This window comes from Bacillus sp. JZ109, from assembly GCF_053903135.1.
Genome location: NZ_CP096388.1, coordinates 345,515 through 365,773, shown reverse-complemented (window position 1 = coordinate 365,773; position 20,259 = coordinate 345,515). Strand labels below are relative to the sequence as shown.

Here is a 20,259-nt window from a genome sequence, read left to right as displayed (position 1 = left end):
CTTCTCACAAGAATGTTGATGATAAAATATGACATATATAGAATTATGAAGGGAGGGATTTGCAAACGTGACAGGTGTCATATCTTCTTCTTCCATCGGAGAAAAGATTAACGAATGGTATATGTACATACGCCGATTCAGCATACCCGATGCAGAATATTTGCGACGAGAAATCAAGCAAGAGCTGGATCAAATGGAAGAAGATCAAGACCTTCATTTGTACTATTCACTGATGGAGTTTCGGCACAACCTAATGCTTGAGTACCTTGAACCGTTAGAAAAAATGAGGATTGAGGAACAGCCGAGACTGTCTGATCTGCTGCTTGAGATTGATAAAAAACAGGCTCGTTTAACTGGTCTGCTTGAGTACTATTTTAATTTCTTCAGAGGCATGTATGAGCTGGACCAGCGGGAATATCTGTCGGCTATTAAATTTTTCAAAAAGGCCGAAAGCAAGCTGATATTCGTTAAGGATCGGATAGAGAAAGCTGAGTTTTTCTTTAAGATGTCTGAATCTTATTACTATATGAAACAAACGTATTTTTCAATGGACTATGCACGGCAAGCATATGAAATATACAAAGAAAATGAAGCTTATAATATAAGATTGCTGCAGTGTCATTCTTTATTTGCCACCAATTTTTTAGATTTAAAACAGTATGAGGATGCCATCTCACATTTTCAAAAAGCTTATTCTATGGCAGAAGCTGAAAAGCAGCCCCAATTAATGGGAAGAACTTTGTACAATATCGGGCTTTGTAAAAACAGCCAAAGCCAATATGAGGATGCCATACCTTATTTCAAAAGAGCAATAGCTGTTTTTGAAGAATCAAATATTCTTCCTTCCTTACCTCAAGCGTATTTTTTAATTACACAGATCCATTATAAATTAGGAAAAATGGATAAAGCTCATGAATATCATAGTAAGGGAATGGCTTATTCACAAAAGGCCGGAGATGTAATATATTTATCAGAGTTTGAATTTTTGAAATCTTTATACTTATCAGGCCCGGATGAAGAAGCAATTCAAGGATTTTTTAATTTTCTCGAAAGTAAAATGTTGTATGCTGATCTTGAAGATTTCGCTATTGATGTGGCAAAATATTATCATGAACGTAAAAATTTTCAAAAAGCTTCTGCTTATTTTTTGAAGGTGGAACAAGTAAGGCAACTTATTCAAGGAGGAGTGAGTTTGTATGAAATTGAAGTCTAAACTATTACTCTTTTGTCTGGCTCTAAGCACTGTGTTCGTGGCAACAACTATTGCAAATGCACCTACACACCAAATTGAAGTTGCACAACGAGGAATGATTTAATGAAAACAACCGGTTTTCACCGGTTGTTTTTTTGTTAAATACACAATCGGGACAAAAGTTTTATTTTTTGAATCTCTAAATATTATTACTAACTAATTTAAATTGGTTACCTAACCCACAAACATAGGAAACAAGATAATTTTTATTATATGAAAATAAAAATATGTTTACTTTTCCTTTTTTTTGAACTAATATATATATGACTTAAGTTCAGTATCACTTCAATTGGAGTTTAAAAATGGAGGATTTATTTTGAAAGTTCAATTCAAAAAAAGGATTAGTTTACTCATCATCATGTTTGGGATCGCAGTTTCCTCACTGGGTGTTACACAGGCGGTTCATGCAAAAGCAAATACGAGCGATTCAAGGGTGCATTTTACTTTCAGATGGTACAGCCCTTACGACTATACAACTGCTCGAAGAAAACAAAATAGAAGCTACATGTATATGCATCTCCTAAAGAAAGATGATGGAGGTAAATTTAATGTATGGGCAGAGGCAGATAAAAACGTTCACTCTGGCGGGCGCGACTGGCACAATGTATCCGGTGGTGGAACTCACGAAGGAACAGTACACCCGGGTCATACATACTTATTTTCCAACACTGCTGTTGAAGATTACGGGAGAAATGTACCCGTAAGGTTTGGCGGTTACAGCCGCAGCAGTGATTCCTTCTCAACTGATTGGAGTCCTGACAGCGTAAAACCTAAGGGAAATTACACAATCTATTAATAGCTTTCTCAAAACAAAGCGATCTTACATTAAACATGTAAGATCGCTTTTTAAGGTAAAAATAATATCCACTCTTCAAGATTGTTTATTAAAATAAAACTATCCAAAACTCACACAGAGTTTTAATAAAAAAACAGGAGCCTCGCACATGATTTCTTTCTTTTTAAAGCGTTTATTGAAAAATAAAGAGATTTATTTTTCTTTATTCATTAGTATCGTTCTTATGATCGTCAGTTATCTAGGTATACTCTTCTTTCATCAGAAGATCAATCTTCCTTATGAAATCCATAACTCACCGTTTTTATCGAATATTGCAGAAGGAAATACAACCTCAGCTCAGACTGTCTGGATTCTCATTCTTCCGTTATTAGCATCACTTCCAATGTCCGGTATGTACCGTGAAGATAAAAATACTGGATTTTTTATGAATGTTATAACAAAAACAACTAAAAAGAAATACTTTACAGTATTATTCGGATTGAATGTTGTGATTTCTTTTTTGGTTATTTTTTTACCGTTATTATTAAACCTTTACTTGCTGATGATGACATATCCTTCAGTAAATCCGGACGGAATCGTCAATTATATGGACCCAATCGTTTTGGGCGGAACTGATTTAGCAAACCTTTATTATGAAAACTCGCTGATTTATACTCTCATTTTATTTATACTAAATGGTTTGTACGGTGCCATTCTCTCTTCCATTGGATTAGCTTTATCATTTTTTATTAAAAAGAAATATTTTGTTTATATCATACCTTTCTTAATTAATTTGATAGGCTTTACTTTACTCAACAACCATTACAATCCAATGAAATATATTGTTAACGATGGAGGGTTTTTGAGTGTAGATAAGTTTATTTATTTGAACCTTAGCGTGTTCATTGTAACTACTTTACTTTATATGTGGGGAAAAAAACGCCGTGTTTTATTATAATACTCTAAAATCAACATTAAGAATGAAGTGGCCGGGTATCACCGTCGCTTTACTGCTGCAGTTAATTGCTGTTTATTTCTTTTTTCATCAAGAAAATGGTAGTGATGATAGTTTTGTACTGGAAAATATTTTTTCCTATTGGCATCTCGTTTCTATTTTATGCCCTGCTGCCGTTGTATTTTCTGTTTTGATCTCATCCGATTACTTTTCAATTTATACTGTAATCCGAGTAAACAATGCACCTTATCTAACAATGATATACCTTTTAAAAACACTTTTATTTTCAGCAGTATACGGGATTATCATTATGGGTGAATTATATACTTTATGTGTATTCAATGATACGGGACTATTGTATGTGACCCCGATATCTTTCATCACTCATGTCTTTGCATTTATTTTCATTTGTTATGTTGTTTCATTTATTTTACTGTATTTGAATCAAATCATTGTAGTTTTTCTATTCATTCTTTTATTTTTAATTGATTACCTTGCATGTAATGGTATGCTCTTTTTAAATGGTTTTGTACTGGAATTAAGTGATTCGGCTGAATTATTATTGATTAGATTAGGGATTATGTTGTTATTATTCGGGATTTCTATAGAATCTATAAAGCGACGCAATTATTTACAGCAGGTTGAGGAGAAAGGAGCAAACTGATTGTCTTTTATGAATATGCTGAAACGTGATATTGTCATGCGTTTCAATGAAAGTAAGATTACATACTTTGTCATTAGCTTAGCTGTTGCCCTCCTTCTTTTATGCTTCCTCTGGAATAGCAATAAGACGGGACAGCTAGAACATCAAAGTTTTTCCGACAGCCTGACCACACTATTTCATTCGATGAATTTCTTTGATCTACATATCTTATATACACAGCATAGATTATCTATCCCTCTACAATGGATTAGTTTTCAAGTGCTGCCTTTGTTGATTGTGGGTAATTTTATGTTTAGTGACATTCAAATTTCTGGAGCTTATATCCTTCCAAAACTCCCCAAAAAAGGAGTATATATATTCAGCAAACTTCTGTCACTGTTTGTTCTGATTGGATCTATTTGGTGCGTATGGCTTTTTATATACATTATGTTATTTACCTCATTTAATGGCTTTACAGCAGAACTGAACAGCAAGGTAATATTATTTATGTTAATTCAAATCTTAGTTTCGTTTATGTATGCAGTTTTGCTAGAAACTTTAACTTTCATGATATCTTTTATATCAGCATTTATTATTATTGTTGCTTATATTGTAATATCTATTTTTTTTCACAGCTCTTTATTCATCGCTTCATTTGCTATGGCTGGAAAGTGGGCTTTTATTGATTATTCGCGCATGAACATTAACTACTCAGATGGTCGTTTTTTTCATGCCTCTGACTTTTTATTAATTGCACTTATTTTCTGTGCAGCTTGTACTTTTATTACCCTAGTTTTTATTAAAAAAATAGATATTTTAGGAGAGTAAATATGACGTCGTATATCGAGTGTAAAAATATAGTAAAAAAATTAAAGGGAAATCATGTATTAGATGATATCAGTTTTTCAATTAAAGAAAACGAATTTGTCGTGTTAAGAGGCCATAATGGATCTGGAAAGACAATGATTTTAAGAGCCATCGCCGGACTGCTAACATTAACAAAAGGCGAAGTTTCTGTTAACGGCCTCGTGATCGGAAAAGATATTGACTTCTCTGAACATACAGGTCTGTTAATTGAATACCCGAGCTTCATCCCTGTCTATTCGGGATTTCAAAATCTGAAATTCCTTGCTTCTATCAAGAAAAAAGTATCTGATGAAGAAATCAAAGAAGTAATAAGAAAAGTTGGGTTAGACCCCGAAGATAAGCGTAAAGTCAAACGCTATTCTTTAGGGATGAAGCAACGCTTAGGAATTGCTCAAGCAATAATGGAAAAACCCAAATTACTTCTTTTAGATGAACCGACAAATGCCTTAGACAAAAAAGGGATTAATCTTATACTGGATATCCTAAAAACCGAAAAAGAAAACGGCACAACGATTGTAGTGGCTAGTCATGATGATACACTATGTGAAAATAGTGTTGTCGACAGAATTATTGATATTAGTGAAGGTAAACTGGAGGATACAGATGAATAAACGTTGGATTTTCTTTATTGTTTTATTAATAATAGTAACATTCAGCTGTGTTCGTTTCTATACAGTGAATGCCCAAAATGATAAATATACTCCAAAAAATATTAATATTGCCGCAAACCAAACAATCGATACAGGAAAAGGAATAAAATTCCATATTTTAAAACCATTAAAGCCGGTCAAGTCATTTGATAAAGATACAAATTCCATAAAATATATATACATTTTGCCTTTTAATGCTGAAAATACTTCTAATCATAAAATTACTCTAGAAGATCTTTCACCGGACGGAAAAACCTTTTTATTTTTTGGTCAGTATCAATATAATAAACAATTGATGCCTTATAATTATGATTTGCCGGATAAGTATCAATTCAATACAGAGATTCCACCAGGGAAAACAGTACTAGGATATGTAGGATTAAGTTTGTATCCCGACGAAAAAGTAAATTATAAAAATTTCAATCCTGAATCATCAAAAGTATCTGCTTATTATACTGTAATAGACGACGAATCTAATAAAAGAATTTCTTATAAAATGACTTTAAATAATTAAAAGATAAAAAAGGGCCTGGATGTAATTCAGACCCTTTTTTATTAAAAACTATTTCACAAACCCAAGCAGCATTTCACGGATGATTTTGCTGGCTGTGTTTGCCGTTTGCTCTGAGTGGTCATACACCGGTGCGACTTCCACTAAATCAGCGCCCTTTACGTTTACCTCTGAACGCGCAATTTCATGGACGGATGCAAGCAGTTCTTTAGACGTGATGCCGCCGGCGTCAACCGTTCCTGTACCCGGTGCGTGTGCAGGGTCTAATACGTCAATGTCAATTGTGACATAAACCGGACGGCCCGCCAGCTTCGGAAGCACCTCTTTCAGCGGTTCAAGCACTTCAAATTTTGAGATGTGCATGCCGTTTTCCTTCGCCCATTCAAACTCTTCTTTCATGCCGGAACGGATTCCGAATGAATACACATTGTGCGGTCCGATCAATTCTGCCGCCTTACGGATCGGCGTGGAGTGAGAAAGCGGTTCTCCCTCATAATCAACACGAAGATCTGTATGTGCGTCAAAATGGATAATCGCAAGGTCTGGGTATTTCTTGTACATCGCTTTAATGACAGGCCATGACACGAGGTGCTCTCCCCCCATACCCATTGGGAACTTCCCTTTTTCTAAAATGCTATCCACGTACTCCTCAATCATATCCAGGCTTCGCTGCGGATTTCCGAACGGCAGCGGAATGTCGCCGGCGTCAAAGAAGTTCAAGTCAGCCAGATCGCGGTCTAAATATGGGCTGTATTCCTCAAGGCCGATTGACACCTCACGGATTCTGCTTGGACCAAAGCGTGAGCCCGGGCGATAGCTGACTGTCCAGTCCATCGGCATGCCGTAAAGAATGGCGTCCGCCTCTTCCCACTCGGGACGGCTCGCGATAAATACTTTTCCTGAATAAGCTTCATCAAATCTCATCTATAATACCCTCGCTTTCCTGTAAAAAAGCGCAAGATTCGCTCCTGCGCCATACCTTCATTATTTAATCAGGTCACTCACAAATTTCGGCAGAACAAACGCCGCTTTATGAATATCTTTTGTGTAATATTTCGTCTCAATATCGAAGAAACGGCTGTCTTCCACTGCAAGCGGATCATATTTTTTCGAGCCAATTGTAAATGTCCACAAACCGCTCGGATATGTCGGAATGTTCGCCGTATACAGCTTCGTAATCGGGAAGATTTCCTTCACGTCGCGCTGTACATTTGTGATTAATTCCGGTGTAAACCATGGGTTGTCCGTCTGTGCGACAAAAATGCCGTCTTCTTTCAGCGCTTTAGCGATTCCTGCGTAGAATCCTTTTGTAAACAGGTTTACAGCCGGTCCGACTGGTTCAGTCGAATCTACCATGATGACGTCATATTGATTTTCAGATTTTGCAATGTGCATAAATCCGTCATCTACCTGCACGTCAACGCGCGGATCATCCAGTTTGCCTGCGATAGAAGGAAGGAACTTTTTAGAGTATTCGATAACCTTGCCGTCAATATCTACAAGTGTCGCTTTTTTCACGCTTGGGTGCTTCAGGATTTCTCTGATAACGCCGCCGTCACCACCGCCGACTACGAGAACGTGCTCCGGATTTGGGTGCGTGAATAATGGGACATGCGCCACCATTTCGTGATAAACGAATTCGTCTTTTTCAGATGTCATCACCATGCCGTCCAAAAAAAGCATGTTGCCGAACTCTTCTGTTTCCACCATTTCTAAATGCTGAAACTCCGTTTGTTCTGTATGTAACGTCTTGTTAACCTTCATCGTAATGCCAAAGTTTTTCGTCTGCTTCTCTGTGTACCAAAGTTCGCTCAATTGTCATCTCCCTTTCGAGGCTGTATTCATTTATTGTAAGCGTCTTATCAGCTTTTATTCTCGGTTGAAATCTCATTTTCACCTAAGGAAAAAGTATAGAGGATGGCGGGGAAAAAGTAAAGATGCGTCCTGTTCTGCGATGTTTAAAAACGATCTTTTTTTCTCATAATAGTAGAAACATAAAAAAAGGGGGAACCCGTTGTGGATGCAATGACAAATAAACGGCTGAGACTGACGCTGAAAACCGTTCGCGCCTTTATCTTTTTAGGGGCTTTTGCGGCCTTGGCGGCAGCTGCCGTGTTTATGACTGTCATTTTGATAGCCAAATACCAGGGCGCTCCCTCGGTGCAAGTGCCGCAATCCACGATTTTGTATGCGAGTGACGGCTCAAAGCTCGGGGAAACGAACTACGGCGAAAAGCGCTATTGGATCCCCTTAAAGGACATGAATCCGACGATCGTAAAAGCGACAGTGGCGATTGAAGACCAGAATTTCTACGATCATCACGGCTTTGATTATAAACGCATGGCCGGCGCGGCGCTTGCTGACCTGAAAGCATTTGCCAAGGTTCAGGGTGCAAGCACCATCACCCAGCAATATGCGAGAAACTTATACCTTGAACACGACAAAACGTGGAAACGGAAATGGAATGAGGCGTTCTATACGATCCGTCTGGAACAAAACTATTCTAAGGACGAGATATTAGAAGGCTATTTAAATACGATTTACTACGGACACGGCGCCTACGGCATTGAAGCAGCTTCCCGCCTGTATTTCGGCAAGCATGCCAAAAACCTGACGGATGCGGAGGCGGCGCTTTTGGCAGGTATCCCGAAAGGCCCTTCCGGCTATTCACCGTATGTCAATGAGACGAAGGCCAAGGAACGCCAGAAAACGATTGTGCGGATGATGGAAAAGCAGCAGATGATCAGCCAAAAGAAAGCGGATGAATTGATCAAGGAACCTCTTTCCTATCAGCCTTTGAATAAACAAGTTTCCAAGAGAAAGGCTCCTTATTTCTACGACAATGCGATGAGAGAGCTGGAGAAAAAGCTCGGCATGACACGGGAGCAAATTGAAACGAGCGGGTTAAACGTCTATACAACGGTAGATAAACGGATGCAGCGCATCGCCGAGGAGACCATTACCGAAACGGTTAACGCGGGCTCTGACATTCAAGTCGGGTTTTCAGCCATTGATCCCCGCACCGGAAACGTTCTCGCCCTTGTCGGCGGCAGGGATTATCAAAAAAGCCCATTTGACCGGACGACACAGGCGAAGCGCCAGCCTGCTTCGACGATCAAGCCGTTGCTGTACTATAAAGCGATTCAGAGCGGATTTACGCCAGTCACTTTGATGAAAAGCGAAGAAACCGAGTTTCAAATTGATGCAAAGGGAGAAACCTATTCTCCAAGCAACTATAACGGATACTATGCCAACAAGCCGATTACGCTTCTGCAGGCGCTGGCGCTTTCCGACAATATTTACGCTGTGAAAACGCATCTTTTTCTCGGCACGAACAAACTTGTAAAGACGGCAAAGGAATTCGGCATTACCGCCCAACTTCAAGCACTGCCGTCCCTGGCACTCGGCACCGAACCCGTACGTCCGATTGAGATGGTCAACGCCTACGCCATGCTCGCAAATGGCGGAAAGAAAATCGAACCGACTTTTATTTCAAGAGTAACGGACGCAGCCGGCCACGTGCTGTACGAAAACCCGAATCAGCATAAACAGGTGCTTGATGAAAAAGCCGCTTTTGTCACAGCGAGTATGATGACAGGCATGTTTGATACCGATTTAAATGGATATACGTCGGTTACGGGGCGAACGATAGCCAACCGCCTGACAAGAACGTATGCCGGAAAATCAGGAACCACCAGCGCAGACAGCTGGATGATCGGCTTCAATCCGAAGCTGGCCGCCGGTGTTTGGACCGGCTATGACAAAAACAGCACCATCGACTCGGTCGAAGAAAAAAGCTATGCTAAAACCATTTGGGCGGACTTCATGGAGGACGCGCTCAAAGGCGAACCGGAAACCGCGTTCAAGCCACCAAAAGGCGTAACCGGTGTGTACATTGATCCGGAAACAGGCTACTCATCAGGTCCCGGCTGCGCCGCTAAGCATTACACATATTTTGTGAAAGGGACAGAACCCGCAAACGTGTGCTACGGGGCAGAACCCGCAAAACAAACAAAAGACCGGCTTCCATCCAAAGAAAAGCCCGCTTCCGAGAAAAAGTGGTGGGACAAATGGCTGGGGCGACATCATTGAAAATAACCCGGCTCCTCGGAGGCCGGGTTATTCGTATGGTTGGTCAATGACCCATGGAAGAAGCGTAACACAATCGAGCTGAATAATTGGTTTTGGAAAACCCTTAGGAATGTAAATTTGGTGTTGCGGCACTGAAAATGAAATATGCCACGAGAAATCAATCTTTTTCGGATTCCATTCTTGTTTTCCTTCAACAATACGGCCTACTATAAAATAACTCGCTATATAAAAGTGCAGATGATCTTTTACCCCATGATAATTTATATCTGTGCATTTGGACGGAATGAGGCCGAAACTTTCTAATACTTGTGCTTTTTGGACTGGCAGTTCATTCACTGCCTCGTAATAGTTAAGACAGTTACCGCATTCACACATATCCTCTATATCTTTCTCATATTGCTTTCTCATTTCTTCCACGTCGGCTTTTATCAACCAATCGCCGACTCGAATGGTTTCGAACATCATATCCCCCTAAAAATGAAAAACCCCGAGTCTTGTTTCGGCTCGGGATTTTCCATGTCCTATTTCTGTATCACCAGTTTACTCAATGTTTATGAAAAATATCTCAAATACTTTAAAAATTCACAGAAAATTCATAAATTAATTGTTTTCCGGAAGCAGGCTCTTTTTTAACTCATCTGAGGAACGGTCCCATAGGCCCTGATCATGCTTTTTCAGAAATTCGCCTAGTACACGCTTCGAGCTGTCGTCCATTTTATCAACGATGATTTTCCGTTTCATGGATTTATCCATCAAATTCACATGCTCAGGCAGCGACTTGTAGCCTCTTCTGATACTTCTGTCGACCGTCATTTCACAGGCTGTCACACCAGCGTAATAAGGCCCCTCTTCTTTTCTGTCAATCGTTACCCACACAAGCCAGTATGGTTTTCCGTTCGGCACTTCTTCTTTATTCGGGAGAAATTTAATTCCTTTTTCAACGGTGCTGCGGGCATGCATGGCGCCGATGTCTACGAACGCTTCTTTTTCTTCTACATCAACGAATACGGGAGAAATGTTATCAAGGCTGAGTGCCCCTACGCCAAAACCGCCGTGTCCGTCTGTCGGATCACTTTTGATAATATTAAACCCGATTGATTTTTTCTTTTTTTCTTCCATGAAGTTCTACCTCCTACAAAAGCGGTTGAAATATCGCTGAAAACAGCTTTAAAATCGAATCTCTTCCTGCATTGAGCATCGGCCACAGCACGTAAGATCCTAGCGGTGTCACAAACAGCACCAAAAATACGATAAAGCCGTAGCTCTCCGCCTGCGTCATTTTGGCACGCACGCCCGGCGGAACGAGATCTTCTATAATTCGATAGCCATCGAGCGGAGGAAGCGGCAGCAGATTAAATAAAAACAAGACAAGATTCAGCTGTATCCAAATAGAAAAAAACTGATCCAGCCCCGTGCTGAACGCCGCAAGCATTTCCATTCCGTACGCATGCATCAACACTAACAAAAAGAAACCAATAAACGCAAGAATCAGGTTACTGACGGGCCCGGCTATAGATACGAGCACACCGGCAAGCCGAGGCTTCTTAAAGAAGCGTCTATTCACGGGAATGGGGCGCGCCCACCCGAAGCCGGCCACCAAAATCAAAATGGTTCCGAACGGATCAAGGTGTTTAATGGGATTCAGCGTCAGTCTTCCTTGTTTTTTCGCCGTATCGTCACCGAATTTGTATGCGACATAAGCGTGGGCAAGCTCGTGCATCGTAAACGACACAATTAGCGTGATGACGAGGTATGGCATTAAAGATAACGGATAATATAAAAAACGGTCCAAGTGAGATATCCCTCTTTCTCAAAATGCAAGAATTTACTTTATTCAGTATACTATAAGAAGCCTCTTTTTCTAAAGAGAGGAAACGAGATAAAGGAGGATTCAGCACCCATGCCATACGTAACTGTCAAAATGCTCGAAGGCCGTACAGACGAGCAAAAACGCAATCTTGTCGAGAAAGTAACAGAAGCCGTAAAGGAAACAACCGGTGCTTCTGAAGAAAAAATTGTTGTCTTTATAGAAGAAATGAGAAAAGACCATTATGCCGTCGCAGGCAAACGCCTGAGCGATATGGAATAATCTCTATAAAGCCGGCGCTTCGCGCACCGGCTTTTATTATCCCTATTGAGCCAGCTTCGCAATAATCGCCAAGAACGTCTTTTTCTCTTCGGCTGTTAAACGTTTAAACATGCCGTCAATCAGCTGCTGGCGGTTTTCGATCATTTGTTCAGCCGCTCCCCGGCCCGATTCAGAAAGCGTAATCCATACAGTGCGGCGGTCATTATTATTTCTGGATCTCTCAATAAACCCTTCCTGCTCTAAATGATTCAGAGCTGTGGTCGTGGCAGAGGGAGACAGTGTGACCTCCTTCAAAATATCCTTTATGGTGCAGCTCCCATGTCTGTATATGATCCGCAGAATAAACCCTCTTACATTATTCACGTGTTTCGGAACGGTGGCTTCATCTAATTGCTTCGTGCTTTTCAAATATTTTGTAAGTGCGTGATCCAGCAAATTTGCTTCCAGTTTGTCATGGTCCATGTCAATTTCCCCATTTCGAGATGCATTCATAACATACGAACGATATGATTTACTTATTATTTTACTGATTCCGAATAGGGAAAGTCAAAAAAGCAAAATATGAATTCACAGCTTTTATCCTACATGCCTCGATTTTCCACCTGTTTCACAAGCTCATCTTTAAATGTCTGAAAAGGAACTTGTTCATTCTGCTGATATCCGAATTGGCGGACGTTTACCGCATCCTCCTGCTCCTCATGATCTCCAAGCACCAGCACGTACGGAATTTTTTGCACCTGCGATTCTCTGATTTTATAGCCCAGCTTCTCATTGCGCTCATCAATGCCGGCTCTTATCCCCGCCTGCTTCAGCTCCGCCTGCACCTTTCTGCAATAGTCTAAGTGAACGTGCGAAACCGGTATGATTTGAACCTGGATCGGTGCGAGCCAGACTGGAAAAGCCCCGCCGTAATGCTCGATCAAAATGCCGAAGAAACGGTCGATTGAGCCGAAAACCGCTCTGTGGATGACAACGGGACGAACCTTCTCATTGAGTTCGTTGATATATGTTAAATCAAATTTTTCCGGCATTTGAAAATCAAGCTGAATTGTCGCGCATTGGTGGCTCCGTTTCAGGGCATCTTTTATGTGGAAATCAATTTTCGGCCCGTAAAACGCCCCATCGCCTTCATTGATCTCATAAGAGAGGCCAAGCTCCTCAAGGACGCGTGCTAAGGCACGTTCCGACGCTTCCCAAAGGCTGTCATCGCCTAATGAATCCTCCGGGCGAGTCGAAAGCTCAACAGAATACTCGAAACCAAATGTCCGATATACCTCATCAATCAGCCGAATCGCTTCTTTGATCTCACTCTCAATCTGATCCTCCCGAACGAAAATATGGGCGTCATCCTGACAGAACGTCCGAACGCGAAGCATTCCGTTTAAAGCGCCGCTGTATTCATGGCGGTGCACCTGTCCGAATTCCGCCATGCGAATTGGCAGATCCCGATAAGAATACAGGCTGTTTTTAAAAATGAGCATGTGGCCGGGGCAATTCATCGGCTTCATTGCGAATCTTGTATCATCCACTTCTGAAAAGTACATATTGTCGCGATAATGGTCCCAATGGCCTGACTGCTCCCATAACCGCTGATTCATCATAAACGGCGTACGCACCTCATCGTAGCCGGCATTTGTTTGCAGCTCACGCGAGAAGCGCTCCAGCTCATTACGGACAATCTGCCCTTTCGGCAAATAAAACGGCATCCCCGGCGCTTCTTCAGAAAACATAAACAGCCCTAACTGTTTGCCGAGCTTGCGATGGTCTCGTTTTGCCGCTTCTTCCAGCATATGCAGGTGCGCATCCAAATCTTTTTTCTTTTGAAAGGCAACCCCGTACACCCGCTGCAGGACTTCATTTTTGCTGTCTCCGCGCCAATAAGCGCCTGATACTCTTGTCAGTTTGAACGCCTTGATCATCCCTGTAGAAGGAAGATGCGGCCCTCGGCACAGGTCAACGAATTCCCCTTGCTGGTACAGTGTGATATCCTCCCCGCGCGGAATATCCTTTAAAATCTCAAGCTTGAACCGCTCGTCTTTTTGTGCAAACAGCTCTTCAGCTTCTTCGTAAGAAACCTCTATACGTTTGATTTCAAGGTTCTCATTTATTATGTTTTTCATTTCTTTTTCGATGGCCTCTAAGTCTCCTGATGCCAAGCTTTTCCCCAGCTTCATGTCATAGTAGAAGCCGTCTTCAATCACAGGCCCTACCCCCAATGACACTTCGCCGTACAGCCGTTTTACTGCTTGGGCCAGCACGTGCGCTGTTGTGTGGCGAAGCACCTGCAAGCCTTCTTGTGAATCGAGTGTGACAATCGAAAGCTCAGCATCCTCCTCCAGCTTGAAACTGAGATCAACAAGCTTGCCGTTGACCTGACCTGCGGCCGCCTTCTTTTGCAGACTGGAACTGATAGAACCAGCCGCTTCTTTGATTGTGATGCCTTTCGGATATTCCTGGATCTGTCCGTCCGGAAGCTGAATGTGTACATGTTTACTCATTTTAGAACACTCCTTATTCATTGTTATATATAAAAAAACACACCCGTCCCGCAGATAGGGACGAGTGTGTGATTAACCCGTGGTTCCACCCAAGTTCCCGACAAATACTATGTTGTCGGCTCGGTGCTGTAACGCAGCATAGACGGCATTGGTTACTTCAGTTCCCCAATGCTGCTCCAAGGCGGTAAATGATATTCCTAAGCTGGGAAGCTCTCACCTTTCCTTCCCTCTCTGAAAACCGTAACTATCATTCATGTCCTTTTCTTCGCATGTATTCAATTCAAATAAAAAAACACACCCATCCCTCTAAAAGGGACGAATGTGTTGATCATCCGTGGTTCCACCCAAATTCCCGATCAATTACACATGGTGATCGGCTTAAAGATGCTGTAACGCAGCATGACGGTATCAGATACTTGTTTTCCCCGATACGGCTCAAAGGCGGTAAGCTGCTTTCCCTGCGTTAGGAAGATCTCAGCTGTCCTTCCCTCTCTGGAAACCGTAAAAAGCATCTCGTGTCCTTATCAGTGCCTGTTGTTTCAATAATTTTTTATATCTTACTATATATTCCCACAAAGCGCAATCAGTGATTTACATTTTTTTCTGACGCGGCAGTCCCGTTATGGGCAGCCAGAAACAGCCATACAAGCAATGCAGCGAGGCTGTATGCCGCTCCCATCATCAAAAACGTAAACCCGGCACCAGCATACCAAGTGGCGGACAGATGAATGATCACCCCGGTTATCGCTACGCCGACCAAGGCTCCGATTTGTCGGTTTGCATTTAACGCCGCACCGGCGATATTCGTATGTCTTTGCCCGGCAGCCTGCATGATCACAGTTGTCATGGCAGGAACTGTAATACCGGTACAGAGGTTCATAACAGACATCAACACCGCCAGCTGCCAATAAGGAAAATCCGGAGAAATCAGCACAAACAACAGCAATGCAATGATACAGCTGACCGCCATTGATACAAACATAAGCTGACCGGCTTCAAACCGATTCGCCAGACGGGCAAACAGCAGATTGCCGATCACGAAGACCGCCATCATCGGCAGCAGCTCCACTCCAGCCATAAAGGAACTTGCGCCTCCTGCTTCCTGCAAAAAAAGGCTGAGCATAAACATGCCGCCAAAAAGGGCGAAATTCAGCAAAAACCCGATAAATTGGGCAGCTGAGAAGCGGCCGTTTTTGTATAAGGACGCCGGCAGGATGGGTGCTTTTGCAGAAATTTCCCGCAACAAAAACAGCACAAATGCCAAAATCGCTGCAGTAAATGCTGCAAGAATCACTGGCGAGCGCCAGCCCGCTGAAGGCCCCTGTATCAAAGCATAGGAAAGAAACCCGAGAGCCATCATGCCAAGCAGATGCCCGATGATGTTCACGCGGCTGCTTTTTCCCGGAACGCGGCTGAGGATTCGGTAAGCTGAAATGAGCGCAGCAGCCCCTATTGGCACATTGATTAGAAAAATACTCTGCCAGCCCGCCAACTCTACCAGCACGCCCCCGATAAAAGGCCCAAGGGCTGAAGCGGCGGAAACAAGCGCGGCCCACAGCCCAAACATTCTCGCCCGCACCCGCTCATCAGGGTAAGAGGCAGCCAAAAGGCTGAGTGAGCTTGGCATAAACAAAGCTGCTCCAATTCCCTGTATGAGACGTCCGGCAATCAGCATCTGCCCATTTATAGATGCAGCGCATAAACAGGAGGCCAGAACAAAAACGGCTAGACCCAAGATATAGATCGTCTTCGAGCCGAAACGGTCAGCCAAGGCTCCGCCCGCCAGCAGAAGCGACGCAAAAGTAAGAATGTACCCGTCCACAACCCACGTTACACCTGAAAGTGACATTGAAAGAGTGTTTTTCATATCAGCCATCGCCACATTCACAACGGTCACATCAAGAGTTGCCATGAGGAAACCAAGTGCGAGCACGATCAGCACGGATATGCCTGTTGATGATGTTGATTCTTGTATAGACCCGCTATTTTTCATTACAATTGCCCTTTCACTTGCTTGATTACCCACTCATCTATTTTTTCAAGATCATACAATTCCCCGACTCTGTCCATGACATGCTGCAAGGATTCTTCTTTCATGAGATTGGACCATTTATCCTCGATTTCCCCCATGACTGTCTCCAGCACACAGTGACTTTCACCCTCAAATACAGATTGCAGCAGGCCTTTCCCCTGATACATCGAACCTCTGCCTTCGACCGCTTGATAAACATCATAAAGCGTAATGTCAGCCAAAGGCTTCGTCAGGGTAAAACCGCCCTTCGTCCCTGGTAAGGATTCTGCCAAACCGGCTTGAACCAATGTTCTCATCAGCTTCTTCAAGTAAGACGGAGACACGCGCAATCGCTGGCTTATAGCCTCTGACGTCAAAGAAGCCTGTACAGGCAGCCGTGACAGTAACAGCAGCACAGAAACCGCCTGCTCCATTCCTGATTTCATTTTCATCCTATTCACTCCTGATTCATTATGGATAACTATTATCCATAATGAATCTCTTAGCAGCTTTTGTCAATAAAAAAAGCAAAAGAAACGATTCATTTCTTTTGCTTGGTATGGTTAACAAATCTGCTTCAGTTCCTCTATGTATTGAAGCGCTTCGTCATATTCTTCATTTGTATATTTTTGCTTGCTTTTGATGGTAAAGACTTTTTCTTTCTTTTCCTCATCCTCAAGCCCGTCAAAGTAAAGGATCGTGGAAACCAGCTCTAAAAACCGTGATGAACGGCTGTTTACACTGTCGATATAGCCTTTCATATCCGGCATGTCCAGATCAGCATGGTCTAAAAATGCGGAGCCTGTCTCAGTCAGAGAATACCGATATTGAAAGTAGCCGCCCTTTTTTTCCTTCACCTCATGCAGAAATCCAAGGTTGCACAGCTCTTCAATCTGGAGCGTCAGTTCCTCTGAATATGGTCCGTAAAAGTGAAAATCATATTTCTCATAGAAAGGAAACTGCATTTTCTTGGCGATATAAATCATTTTCTGCAGCTTCTTTCGCCCGATGATTTCTCCAGAATCCGAGAACACCTTCATCAGTTTTGCATGTTCTTTCAACAAATTCCCGACATCTCCTTTTTCCTTCTTTCCAATTTCTATGTCAGTCCCAGCAGCTGCCGGATTTTCATTTTCGCTTCCGGATGTTTAGAGCCGTCACAAATTAAGTCCTTTGGATAGTACAGCTTGTGGTCCGTCCGCCGTTTACCTGAGATGGATTCCACAATAGCCGACTGCCTGGACAGCTCTTTAATTTGGCCGTTTTGCGTCAAGAGATGGATCGGCAGACGCTCCTCTTCCTCTCCTGGTCGGTAAAAATCGTATGGCAGATCTGATGAAGAATCAACGACCAAATAATAGCTCGGATCGATCCCCGCCTCTTTGAACAATGAAGTCAGCTCAAAATAAGCCGACATTTCTTCATTAGGATTGAATTCAACGTATTGGAAAAGCTGGCGGTTAATGAATCTGCGGCACAAGTCGGATAAAATCACGTCTTCTTCATCCTCCCAGGCCTGGAAGTAATACAAAATAATAGATTCATCCAGCTTTACATAATCCTCCAGTGTCAATTTCCCTTCAAAAATAGAATAGAAATGAACCGGAGCGTGAGTGAAGACATAGCCTTCATCGTGCAGCTGCTTCGCCCTGTGAAGAATCTTCGTTAAAATGACCTCTGCACTTCTGGTCACAGGATGGAAGTAGACCTGCCAGTACATTTGGTAACGGCTCATGATATAGTCTTCGACAGCGTGCATTCCGCTTTCTTTAATGACGATCTGATCCTCGCGCGGCCGCATCACCCGAAGAATCCGCTCCATATCAAAATGGCCGTAGCTGACGCCCGTATAATATGCGTCGCGCTGGAGGTAATCCATGCGGTCTGCGTCAATCTGACTCGAAATCAGGCTGACCACTTGCTTGTTTTTATATGTTTTGGCAATGACTTCAGCAACATCCTGAGGGAAACCCGTGCTCACCTTTCTGAGCACCTGATTAACCTCCGTGTCTCCCAAAATGATACCTCTTGTAAAATCCTCGTGGTCAAGGTGAAAGACCTTTTCAAATGAATGCGAGAACGGCCCGTGCCCGAGGTCATGAAGCAGCGCCGCAGCCAAACAGAGTTCGCGCTCACTGTCATCCCATTCAGGGCGGCCTTTAAAGACGTCATCAACCATTCTTCTGACAATTTCATAGACACCGAGAGAATGGTTGAACCGGCTGTGCTCAGCCCCATGGAACGTCAAATAGGTCGTTCCGAGCTGCTTAATTCTGCGGAGACGCTGAAATTCACGGGTTCCGATTAAATCCCATATCAGCTTGTCCCGAACATGAACATAGCGGTGCACCGGATCTTTAAACACTTTTTCTTCTGATAATTTTCCATTTGGATACGCCATCGTCATTCCCTCTTTTTTTTAGCCGTGTTTCTATTATATCGACTCTATTCTTTGAAAACATCCTTGAATTTGCCCGGCGATTTGTTCCATCTTCATGAAAAACACATCTTGTGAAGCAAAAAAGCCTGACCTGAGGGCCGAGGCTAAGAAAAAATATGTTTTTACTTTTTTATTTTCTTTTTTACTTTGTCAATCAGCTCATCCTCTGTCGGAGCTGACAGCGGGCGATTGTTCACAAAAGCAAATGATTTTTTCCGTCCGGGCCCGCAATAAGATTGGCATCCTACCTCAACCTTTGCGTCCGGGTCCACTTCTTTCAAACGCGGCAGCAATGTTTTGATATTAGTGGCTTGGCAATCATCACACACTCGAAATTCATTAGCCATGACGTACGCTTCCCTTCATTTCTATGTTCATCTATGTGAATAACCTAAAATCACGTTTCAAAAAAAAATCACATCACTCTTCATTTTACAAGGATTCGACTGTTCCTGCAAGCCGGTCCACCCTTCGTATCTCCTATTCTTTCAGCCAATTTGTATAAATATTTTCCAACCTGGACATTCTAATACCATGAAAAGAAAAATGGGAGTTGAGATAAATGACAAAACAGCGACAAGACGCTTGGTCAGAGGAAAACGATCTGCTTTTAGCCGAAACAGTGCTTCGGCATGTGAGGGAGGGCAGCACTCAGCTGAACGCCTTTGAAGAAGTCGGCGATAAATTAAACCGGACATCTGCAGCCTGCGGATTCAGATGGAACGCAGTGGTCCGCCATCAATATGAAAAAGCGCTTCAGCTTGCGAAGAAACAACGAAAACAGCGGATGAGAGCGCTCGGAAACGGGCAGCCTGCGAAAAAAAGATTATTATATCAGCCTCCTGCCGTGGATCCTGAAATCATTCAAGAAACCGCTGCAGAAGAGCCGGTTAAAACGGAAACACCTTCTGTCGAAAATGAGCAACCTTTAATGTCTGGCGAACATATGCCTTTTGTTGATGAAAGCTTTAAGGAAGAGTTAGCTAGTCTATCACACTTATTGTCTCCTCAAACGCCTGCAGCTGCGCCTGAGATGACGATGAATGATGTGATCCGCTTCCTGCAGAATTACGAAGGCAATAACGAACAATCATCAGCATTAAAAATGGAAAACGAGCGTTTAAAGAAAGAAAATCAGGAATTGCAAAACAAAACAGAGCAGCTAGAGGCAGAAGTTCAAAAGCTTGAAAAAGACCAAAAAACGATCCAAGAAGATTATGAAACCTTGGTGAAAATTATGAACAGAGCCAGAAAGCTAGTTTTATTTGAAGAAGATGAACATGCCTCTCCGTCCTTCAAAATGGACCGGAACGGCAATTTAGAAAAATTAGCGGAATGACATAGAAAAATCCCAAAACGGGCAGCTGTTTTGGGATTTTCGCCATGTACAAAATCCCCTTTTCTATTGAGAAAAGAGAATTTCCTCATTTTGCAGCCGGATCAGCTATTCTTGTAAAATGAGGCGAAGCTTATGTG

The 20,259-nt window shown here is 42.5% G+C and carries 23 protein-coding genes and 2 other annotated features; of the genes, 11 read left to right on the top strand and 12 right to left on the bottom strand.

Annotated features, from left to right (window positions below):
• Nucleotides 1-67: 67 nt before the first annotated feature.
• The 8 genes from rapF to M1D94_RS01875 all read left to right on the top strand — a co-directional run bounded on the left by rapF (nucleotide 68) and on the right by M1D94_RS01875 (nucleotide 5,656).
• The gene (gene rapF, locus M1D94_RS01910) at nucleotides 68-1,213 is read left to right on the top strand and encodes a response regulator aspartate phosphatase RapF (RefSeq protein WP_021480843.1); all 1,146 of its coding nucleotides are present in this window, start codon (nucleotides 68-70) and stop codon (nucleotides 1,211-1,213) included.
• Nucleotides 1,197-1,316, top strand: coding sequence for a phosphatase RapF inhibitor PhrF (phrF, locus tag M1D94_RS01905; RefSeq protein WP_085185514.1), 120 nt, complete (start codon nucleotides 1,197-1,199; stop codon nucleotides 1,314-1,316). The genes rapF and phrF overlap by 17 nt, the downstream gene beginning before the upstream one ends.
• Before the next feature lie 252 nt (nucleotides 1,317-1,568).
• Nucleotides 1,569-2,048, top strand: a complete 480-nt coding sequence (locus M1D94_RS01900) for a hypothetical protein (protein ID WP_015714892.1) — start codon at nucleotides 1,569-1,571, stop codon at nucleotides 2,046-2,048.
• Between the two features lie 148 nt (nucleotides 2,049-2,196).
• Nucleotides 2,197-2,985, top strand: coding sequence for a membrane protein (locus M1D94_RS01895; protein ID WP_015714893.1), 789 nt, complete (start codon nucleotides 2,197-2,199; stop codon nucleotides 2,983-2,985).
• Nucleotides 2,972-3,646, top strand: coding sequence for a hypothetical protein (locus M1D94_RS01890; RefSeq protein ID WP_015714894.1), 675 nt, complete (start codon nucleotides 2,972-2,974; stop codon nucleotides 3,644-3,646). The genes M1D94_RS01895 and M1D94_RS01890 overlap by 14 nt, the downstream gene beginning before the upstream one ends.
• 9 nt (nucleotides 3,647-3,655) lie before the next feature.
• On the top strand, nucleotides 3,656-4,453 hold the full coding sequence (locus M1D94_RS01885) for a hypothetical protein (RefSeq protein ID WP_302897074.1): 798 nt from the start codon (nucleotides 3,656-3,658) through the stop codon (nucleotides 4,451-4,453).
• 2 nt (nucleotides 4,454-4,455) lie between these two features.
• On the top strand, nucleotides 4,456-5,103 hold the full coding sequence (locus M1D94_RS01880; RefSeq protein ID WP_015714896.1) for an ABC transporter ATP-binding protein: 648 nt from the start codon (nucleotides 4,456-4,458) through the stop codon (nucleotides 5,101-5,103).
• Nucleotides 5,096-5,656, top strand: coding sequence for a hypothetical protein (locus M1D94_RS01875; RefSeq protein WP_163135931.1), 561 nt, complete (start codon nucleotides 5,096-5,098; stop codon nucleotides 5,654-5,656). The genes M1D94_RS01880 and M1D94_RS01875 overlap by 8 nt, the downstream gene beginning before the upstream one ends.
• 48 nt (nucleotides 5,657-5,704) lie before the next feature.
• Here M1D94_RS01875 and speB read toward each other — a convergent pair whose 3' ends face one another.
• Together speB and speE are read right to left on the bottom strand one after the other, a co-directional pair.
• On the bottom strand, nucleotides 5,705-6,577 hold the full coding sequence (speB, locus tag M1D94_RS01870) for an agmatinase (protein ID WP_003227545.1): 873 nt from the start codon (nucleotides 6,575-6,577) through the stop codon (nucleotides 5,705-5,707).
• A gap of 60 nt (nucleotides 6,578-6,637) precedes the next feature.
• Nucleotides 6,638-7,468 carry a spermidine synthase gene (speE, locus tag M1D94_RS01865; RefSeq protein WP_003227543.1) on the bottom strand — a complete coding sequence of 277 codons (831 nt, stop codon included), beginning with the start codon at nucleotides 7,466-7,468 and terminating at the stop codon, nucleotides 6,638-6,640.
• Nucleotides 7,469-7,669: 201 nt separating this feature from the next.
• Here speE and M1D94_RS01860 point away from each other — a divergent pair, with 201 nt between their 5' ends.
• The gene (locus tag M1D94_RS01860) at nucleotides 7,670-9,745 is read left to right on the top strand and encodes a transglycosylase domain-containing protein (protein ID WP_077670951.1); all 2,076 of its coding nucleotides are present in this window, start codon (nucleotides 7,670-7,672) and stop codon (nucleotides 9,743-9,745) included.
• A 27-nt stretch (nucleotides 9,746-9,772) separates the two neighbouring features.
• Here M1D94_RS01860 and M1D94_RS01855 read toward each other — a convergent pair whose 3' ends face one another.
• The 3 genes from M1D94_RS01855 to M1D94_RS01845 form a co-directional block, all read right to left on the bottom strand.
• On the bottom strand, nucleotides 9,773-10,210 hold the full coding sequence (locus M1D94_RS01855) for a hypothetical protein (RefSeq protein ID WP_456270396.1): 438 nt from the start codon (nucleotides 10,208-10,210) through the stop codon (nucleotides 9,773-9,775).
• 135 nt (nucleotides 10,211-10,345) lie between these two features.
• Nucleotides 10,346-10,864: a YwhD family protein gene (locus M1D94_RS01850; RefSeq protein ID WP_032727077.1), complete on the bottom strand. Its 519-nt coding sequence runs from the start codon at nucleotides 10,862-10,864 to the stop codon at nucleotides 10,346-10,348.
• A gap of 13 nt (nucleotides 10,865-10,877) precedes the next feature.
• Entirely contained in the window at nucleotides 10,878-11,537 is a 660-nt protein-coding gene (locus tag M1D94_RS01845) for a site-2 protease family protein (RefSeq protein ID WP_003243167.1), read from the bottom strand.
• Between the two features lie 108 nt (nucleotides 11,538-11,645).
• On the opposite strand from M1D94_RS01845, the gene M1D94_RS01840 reads away from it, so the two are divergent.
• Nucleotides 11,646-11,834 (top strand): 2-hydroxymuconate tautomerase, encoded by a 189-nt coding sequence (locus tag M1D94_RS01840; RefSeq protein WP_003222038.1) that lies wholly within the window; start codon nucleotides 11,646-11,648, stop codon nucleotides 11,832-11,834.
• A 42-nt stretch (nucleotides 11,835-11,876) separates the two neighbouring features.
• Here the strand turns inward: M1D94_RS01840 and M1D94_RS01835 are convergent, their stop codons facing one another.
• The 7 genes from M1D94_RS01835 to M1D94_RS01805 form a co-directional block, all read right to left on the bottom strand.
• Nucleotides 11,877-12,296, bottom strand: a complete 420-nt coding sequence (locus M1D94_RS01835; protein ID WP_021480847.1) for a MarR family transcriptional regulator — start codon at nucleotides 12,294-12,296, stop codon at nucleotides 11,877-11,879.
• A 119-nt stretch (nucleotides 12,297-12,415) separates the two neighbouring features.
• On the bottom strand, nucleotides 12,416-14,332 hold the full coding sequence (gene thrS, locus M1D94_RS01830; protein ID WP_032727078.1) for a threonine--tRNA ligase: 1,917 nt from the start codon (nucleotides 14,330-14,332) through the stop codon (nucleotides 12,416-12,418).
• Nucleotides 14,333-14,385: 53 nt separating this feature from the next.
• Nucleotides 14,386-14,607: a binding site (T-box leader), on the bottom strand.
• 33 nt (nucleotides 14,608-14,640) lie between these two features.
• Nucleotides 14,641-14,869 (bottom strand) — a binding site (T-box leader).
• 46 nt (nucleotides 14,870-14,915) lie between these two features.
• Nucleotides 14,916-16,325, bottom strand: coding sequence for an MFS transporter (locus tag M1D94_RS01825; RefSeq protein WP_041850405.1), 1,410 nt, complete (start codon nucleotides 16,323-16,325; stop codon nucleotides 14,916-14,918).
• Nucleotides 16,325-16,795, bottom strand: a complete 471-nt coding sequence (locus tag M1D94_RS01820) for an Rrf2 family transcriptional regulator (protein WP_021480899.1) — start codon at nucleotides 16,793-16,795, stop codon at nucleotides 16,325-16,327. Before M1D94_RS01820 ends, M1D94_RS01825 begins: the two co-directional genes overlap by 1 nt.
• A gap of 111 nt (nucleotides 16,796-16,906) precedes the next feature.
• The gene (locus M1D94_RS01815) at nucleotides 16,907-17,407 is read right to left on the bottom strand and encodes a YwgA family protein (RefSeq protein ID WP_003227524.1); all 501 of its coding nucleotides are present in this window, start codon (nucleotides 17,405-17,407) and stop codon (nucleotides 16,907-16,909) included.
• Nucleotides 17,408-17,442: 35 nt separating this feature from the next.
• Nucleotides 17,443-18,744 carry an HD domain-containing protein gene (locus tag M1D94_RS01810; RefSeq protein ID WP_021480900.1) on the bottom strand — a complete coding sequence of 434 codons (1,302 nt, stop codon included), beginning with the start codon at nucleotides 18,742-18,744 and terminating at the stop codon, nucleotides 17,443-17,445.
• A 161-nt stretch (nucleotides 18,745-18,905) separates the two neighbouring features.
• Nucleotides 18,906-19,130 (bottom strand): DUF1450 domain-containing protein, encoded by a 225-nt coding sequence (locus M1D94_RS01805; protein ID WP_003222050.1) that lies wholly within the window; start codon nucleotides 19,128-19,130, stop codon nucleotides 18,906-18,908.
• A 215-nt stretch (nucleotides 19,131-19,345) separates the two neighbouring features.
• Between M1D94_RS01805 and rsfA the strand changes: the two genes are divergently transcribed.
• Entirely contained in the window at nucleotides 19,346-20,122 is a 777-nt protein-coding gene (gene rsfA / locus M1D94_RS01800; protein WP_003227516.1) for a prespore-specific transcription regulator RsfA, read from the top strand.
• Nucleotides 20,123-20,259 lie beyond the last annotated feature (137 nt).

Bases quoted from the DNA above. Each gene is read 5' to 3' on its own strand.
- rsfA (WP_003227516.1), top strand. From the start codon at position 19,346: ATGACAAAACAGCGACAAGACGCTTGGTCAGAGGAAAACGATCTGCTT.
- M1D94_RS01840 (WP_003222038.1), top strand. From the start codon at position 11,646: ATGCCATACGTAACTGTCAAAATGCTCGAAGGCCGTACAGACGAGCAA.
- M1D94_RS01880 (WP_015714896.1), top strand. From the start codon at position 4,456: ATGACGTCGTATATCGAGTGTAAAAATATAGTAAAAAAATTAAAGGGA.
- M1D94_RS01895 (WP_015714893.1), top strand. From the start codon at position 2,197: ATGATTTCTTTCTTTTTAAAGCGTTTATTGAAAAATAAAGAGATTTAT.
- M1D94_RS01820 (WP_021480899.1), bottom strand. From the start codon at position 16,795: ATGAAAATGAAATCAGGAATGGAGCAGGCGGTTTCTGTGCTGCTGTTA.
- M1D94_RS01850 (WP_032727077.1), bottom strand. From the start codon at position 10,864: ATGGAAGAAAAAAAGAAAAAATCAATCGGGTTTAATATTATCAAAAGT.
- thrS (WP_032727078.1), bottom strand. From the start codon at position 14,332: ATGAGTAAACATGTACACATTCAGCTTCCGGACGGACAGATCCAGGAA.
- speB (WP_003227545.1), bottom strand. From the start codon at position 6,577: ATGAGATTTGATGAAGCTTATTCAGGAAAAGTATTTATCGCGAGCCGT.
- M1D94_RS01805 (WP_003222050.1), bottom strand. From the start codon at position 19,130: ATGGCTAATGAATTTCGAGTGTGTGATGATTGCCAAGCCACTAATATC.
- M1D94_RS01875 (WP_163135931.1), top strand. From the start codon at position 5,096: ATGAATAAACGTTGGATTTTCTTTATTGTTTTATTAATAATAGTAACA.
- M1D94_RS01835 (WP_021480847.1), bottom strand. From the start codon at position 12,296: ATGGACCATGACAAACTGGAAGCAAATTTGCTGGATCACGCACTTACA.
- M1D94_RS01885 (WP_302897074.1), top strand. From the start codon at position 3,656: ATGAATATGCTGAAACGTGATATTGTCATGCGTTTCAATGAAAGTAAG.
- phrF (WP_085185514.1), top strand. From the start codon at position 1,197: ATGAAATTGAAGTCTAAACTATTACTCTTTTGTCTGGCTCTAAGCACT.
- M1D94_RS01810 (WP_021480900.1), bottom strand. From the start codon at position 18,744: ATGGCGTATCCAAATGGAAAATTATCAGAAGAAAAAGTGTTTAAAGAT.
- M1D94_RS01825 (WP_041850405.1), bottom strand. From the start codon at position 16,325: ATGAAAAATAGCGGGTCTATACAAGAATCAACATCATCAACAGGCATA.
- M1D94_RS01855 (WP_456270396.1), bottom strand. From the start codon at position 10,210: ATGATGTTCGAAACCATTCGAGTCGGCGATTGGTTGATAAAAGCCGAC.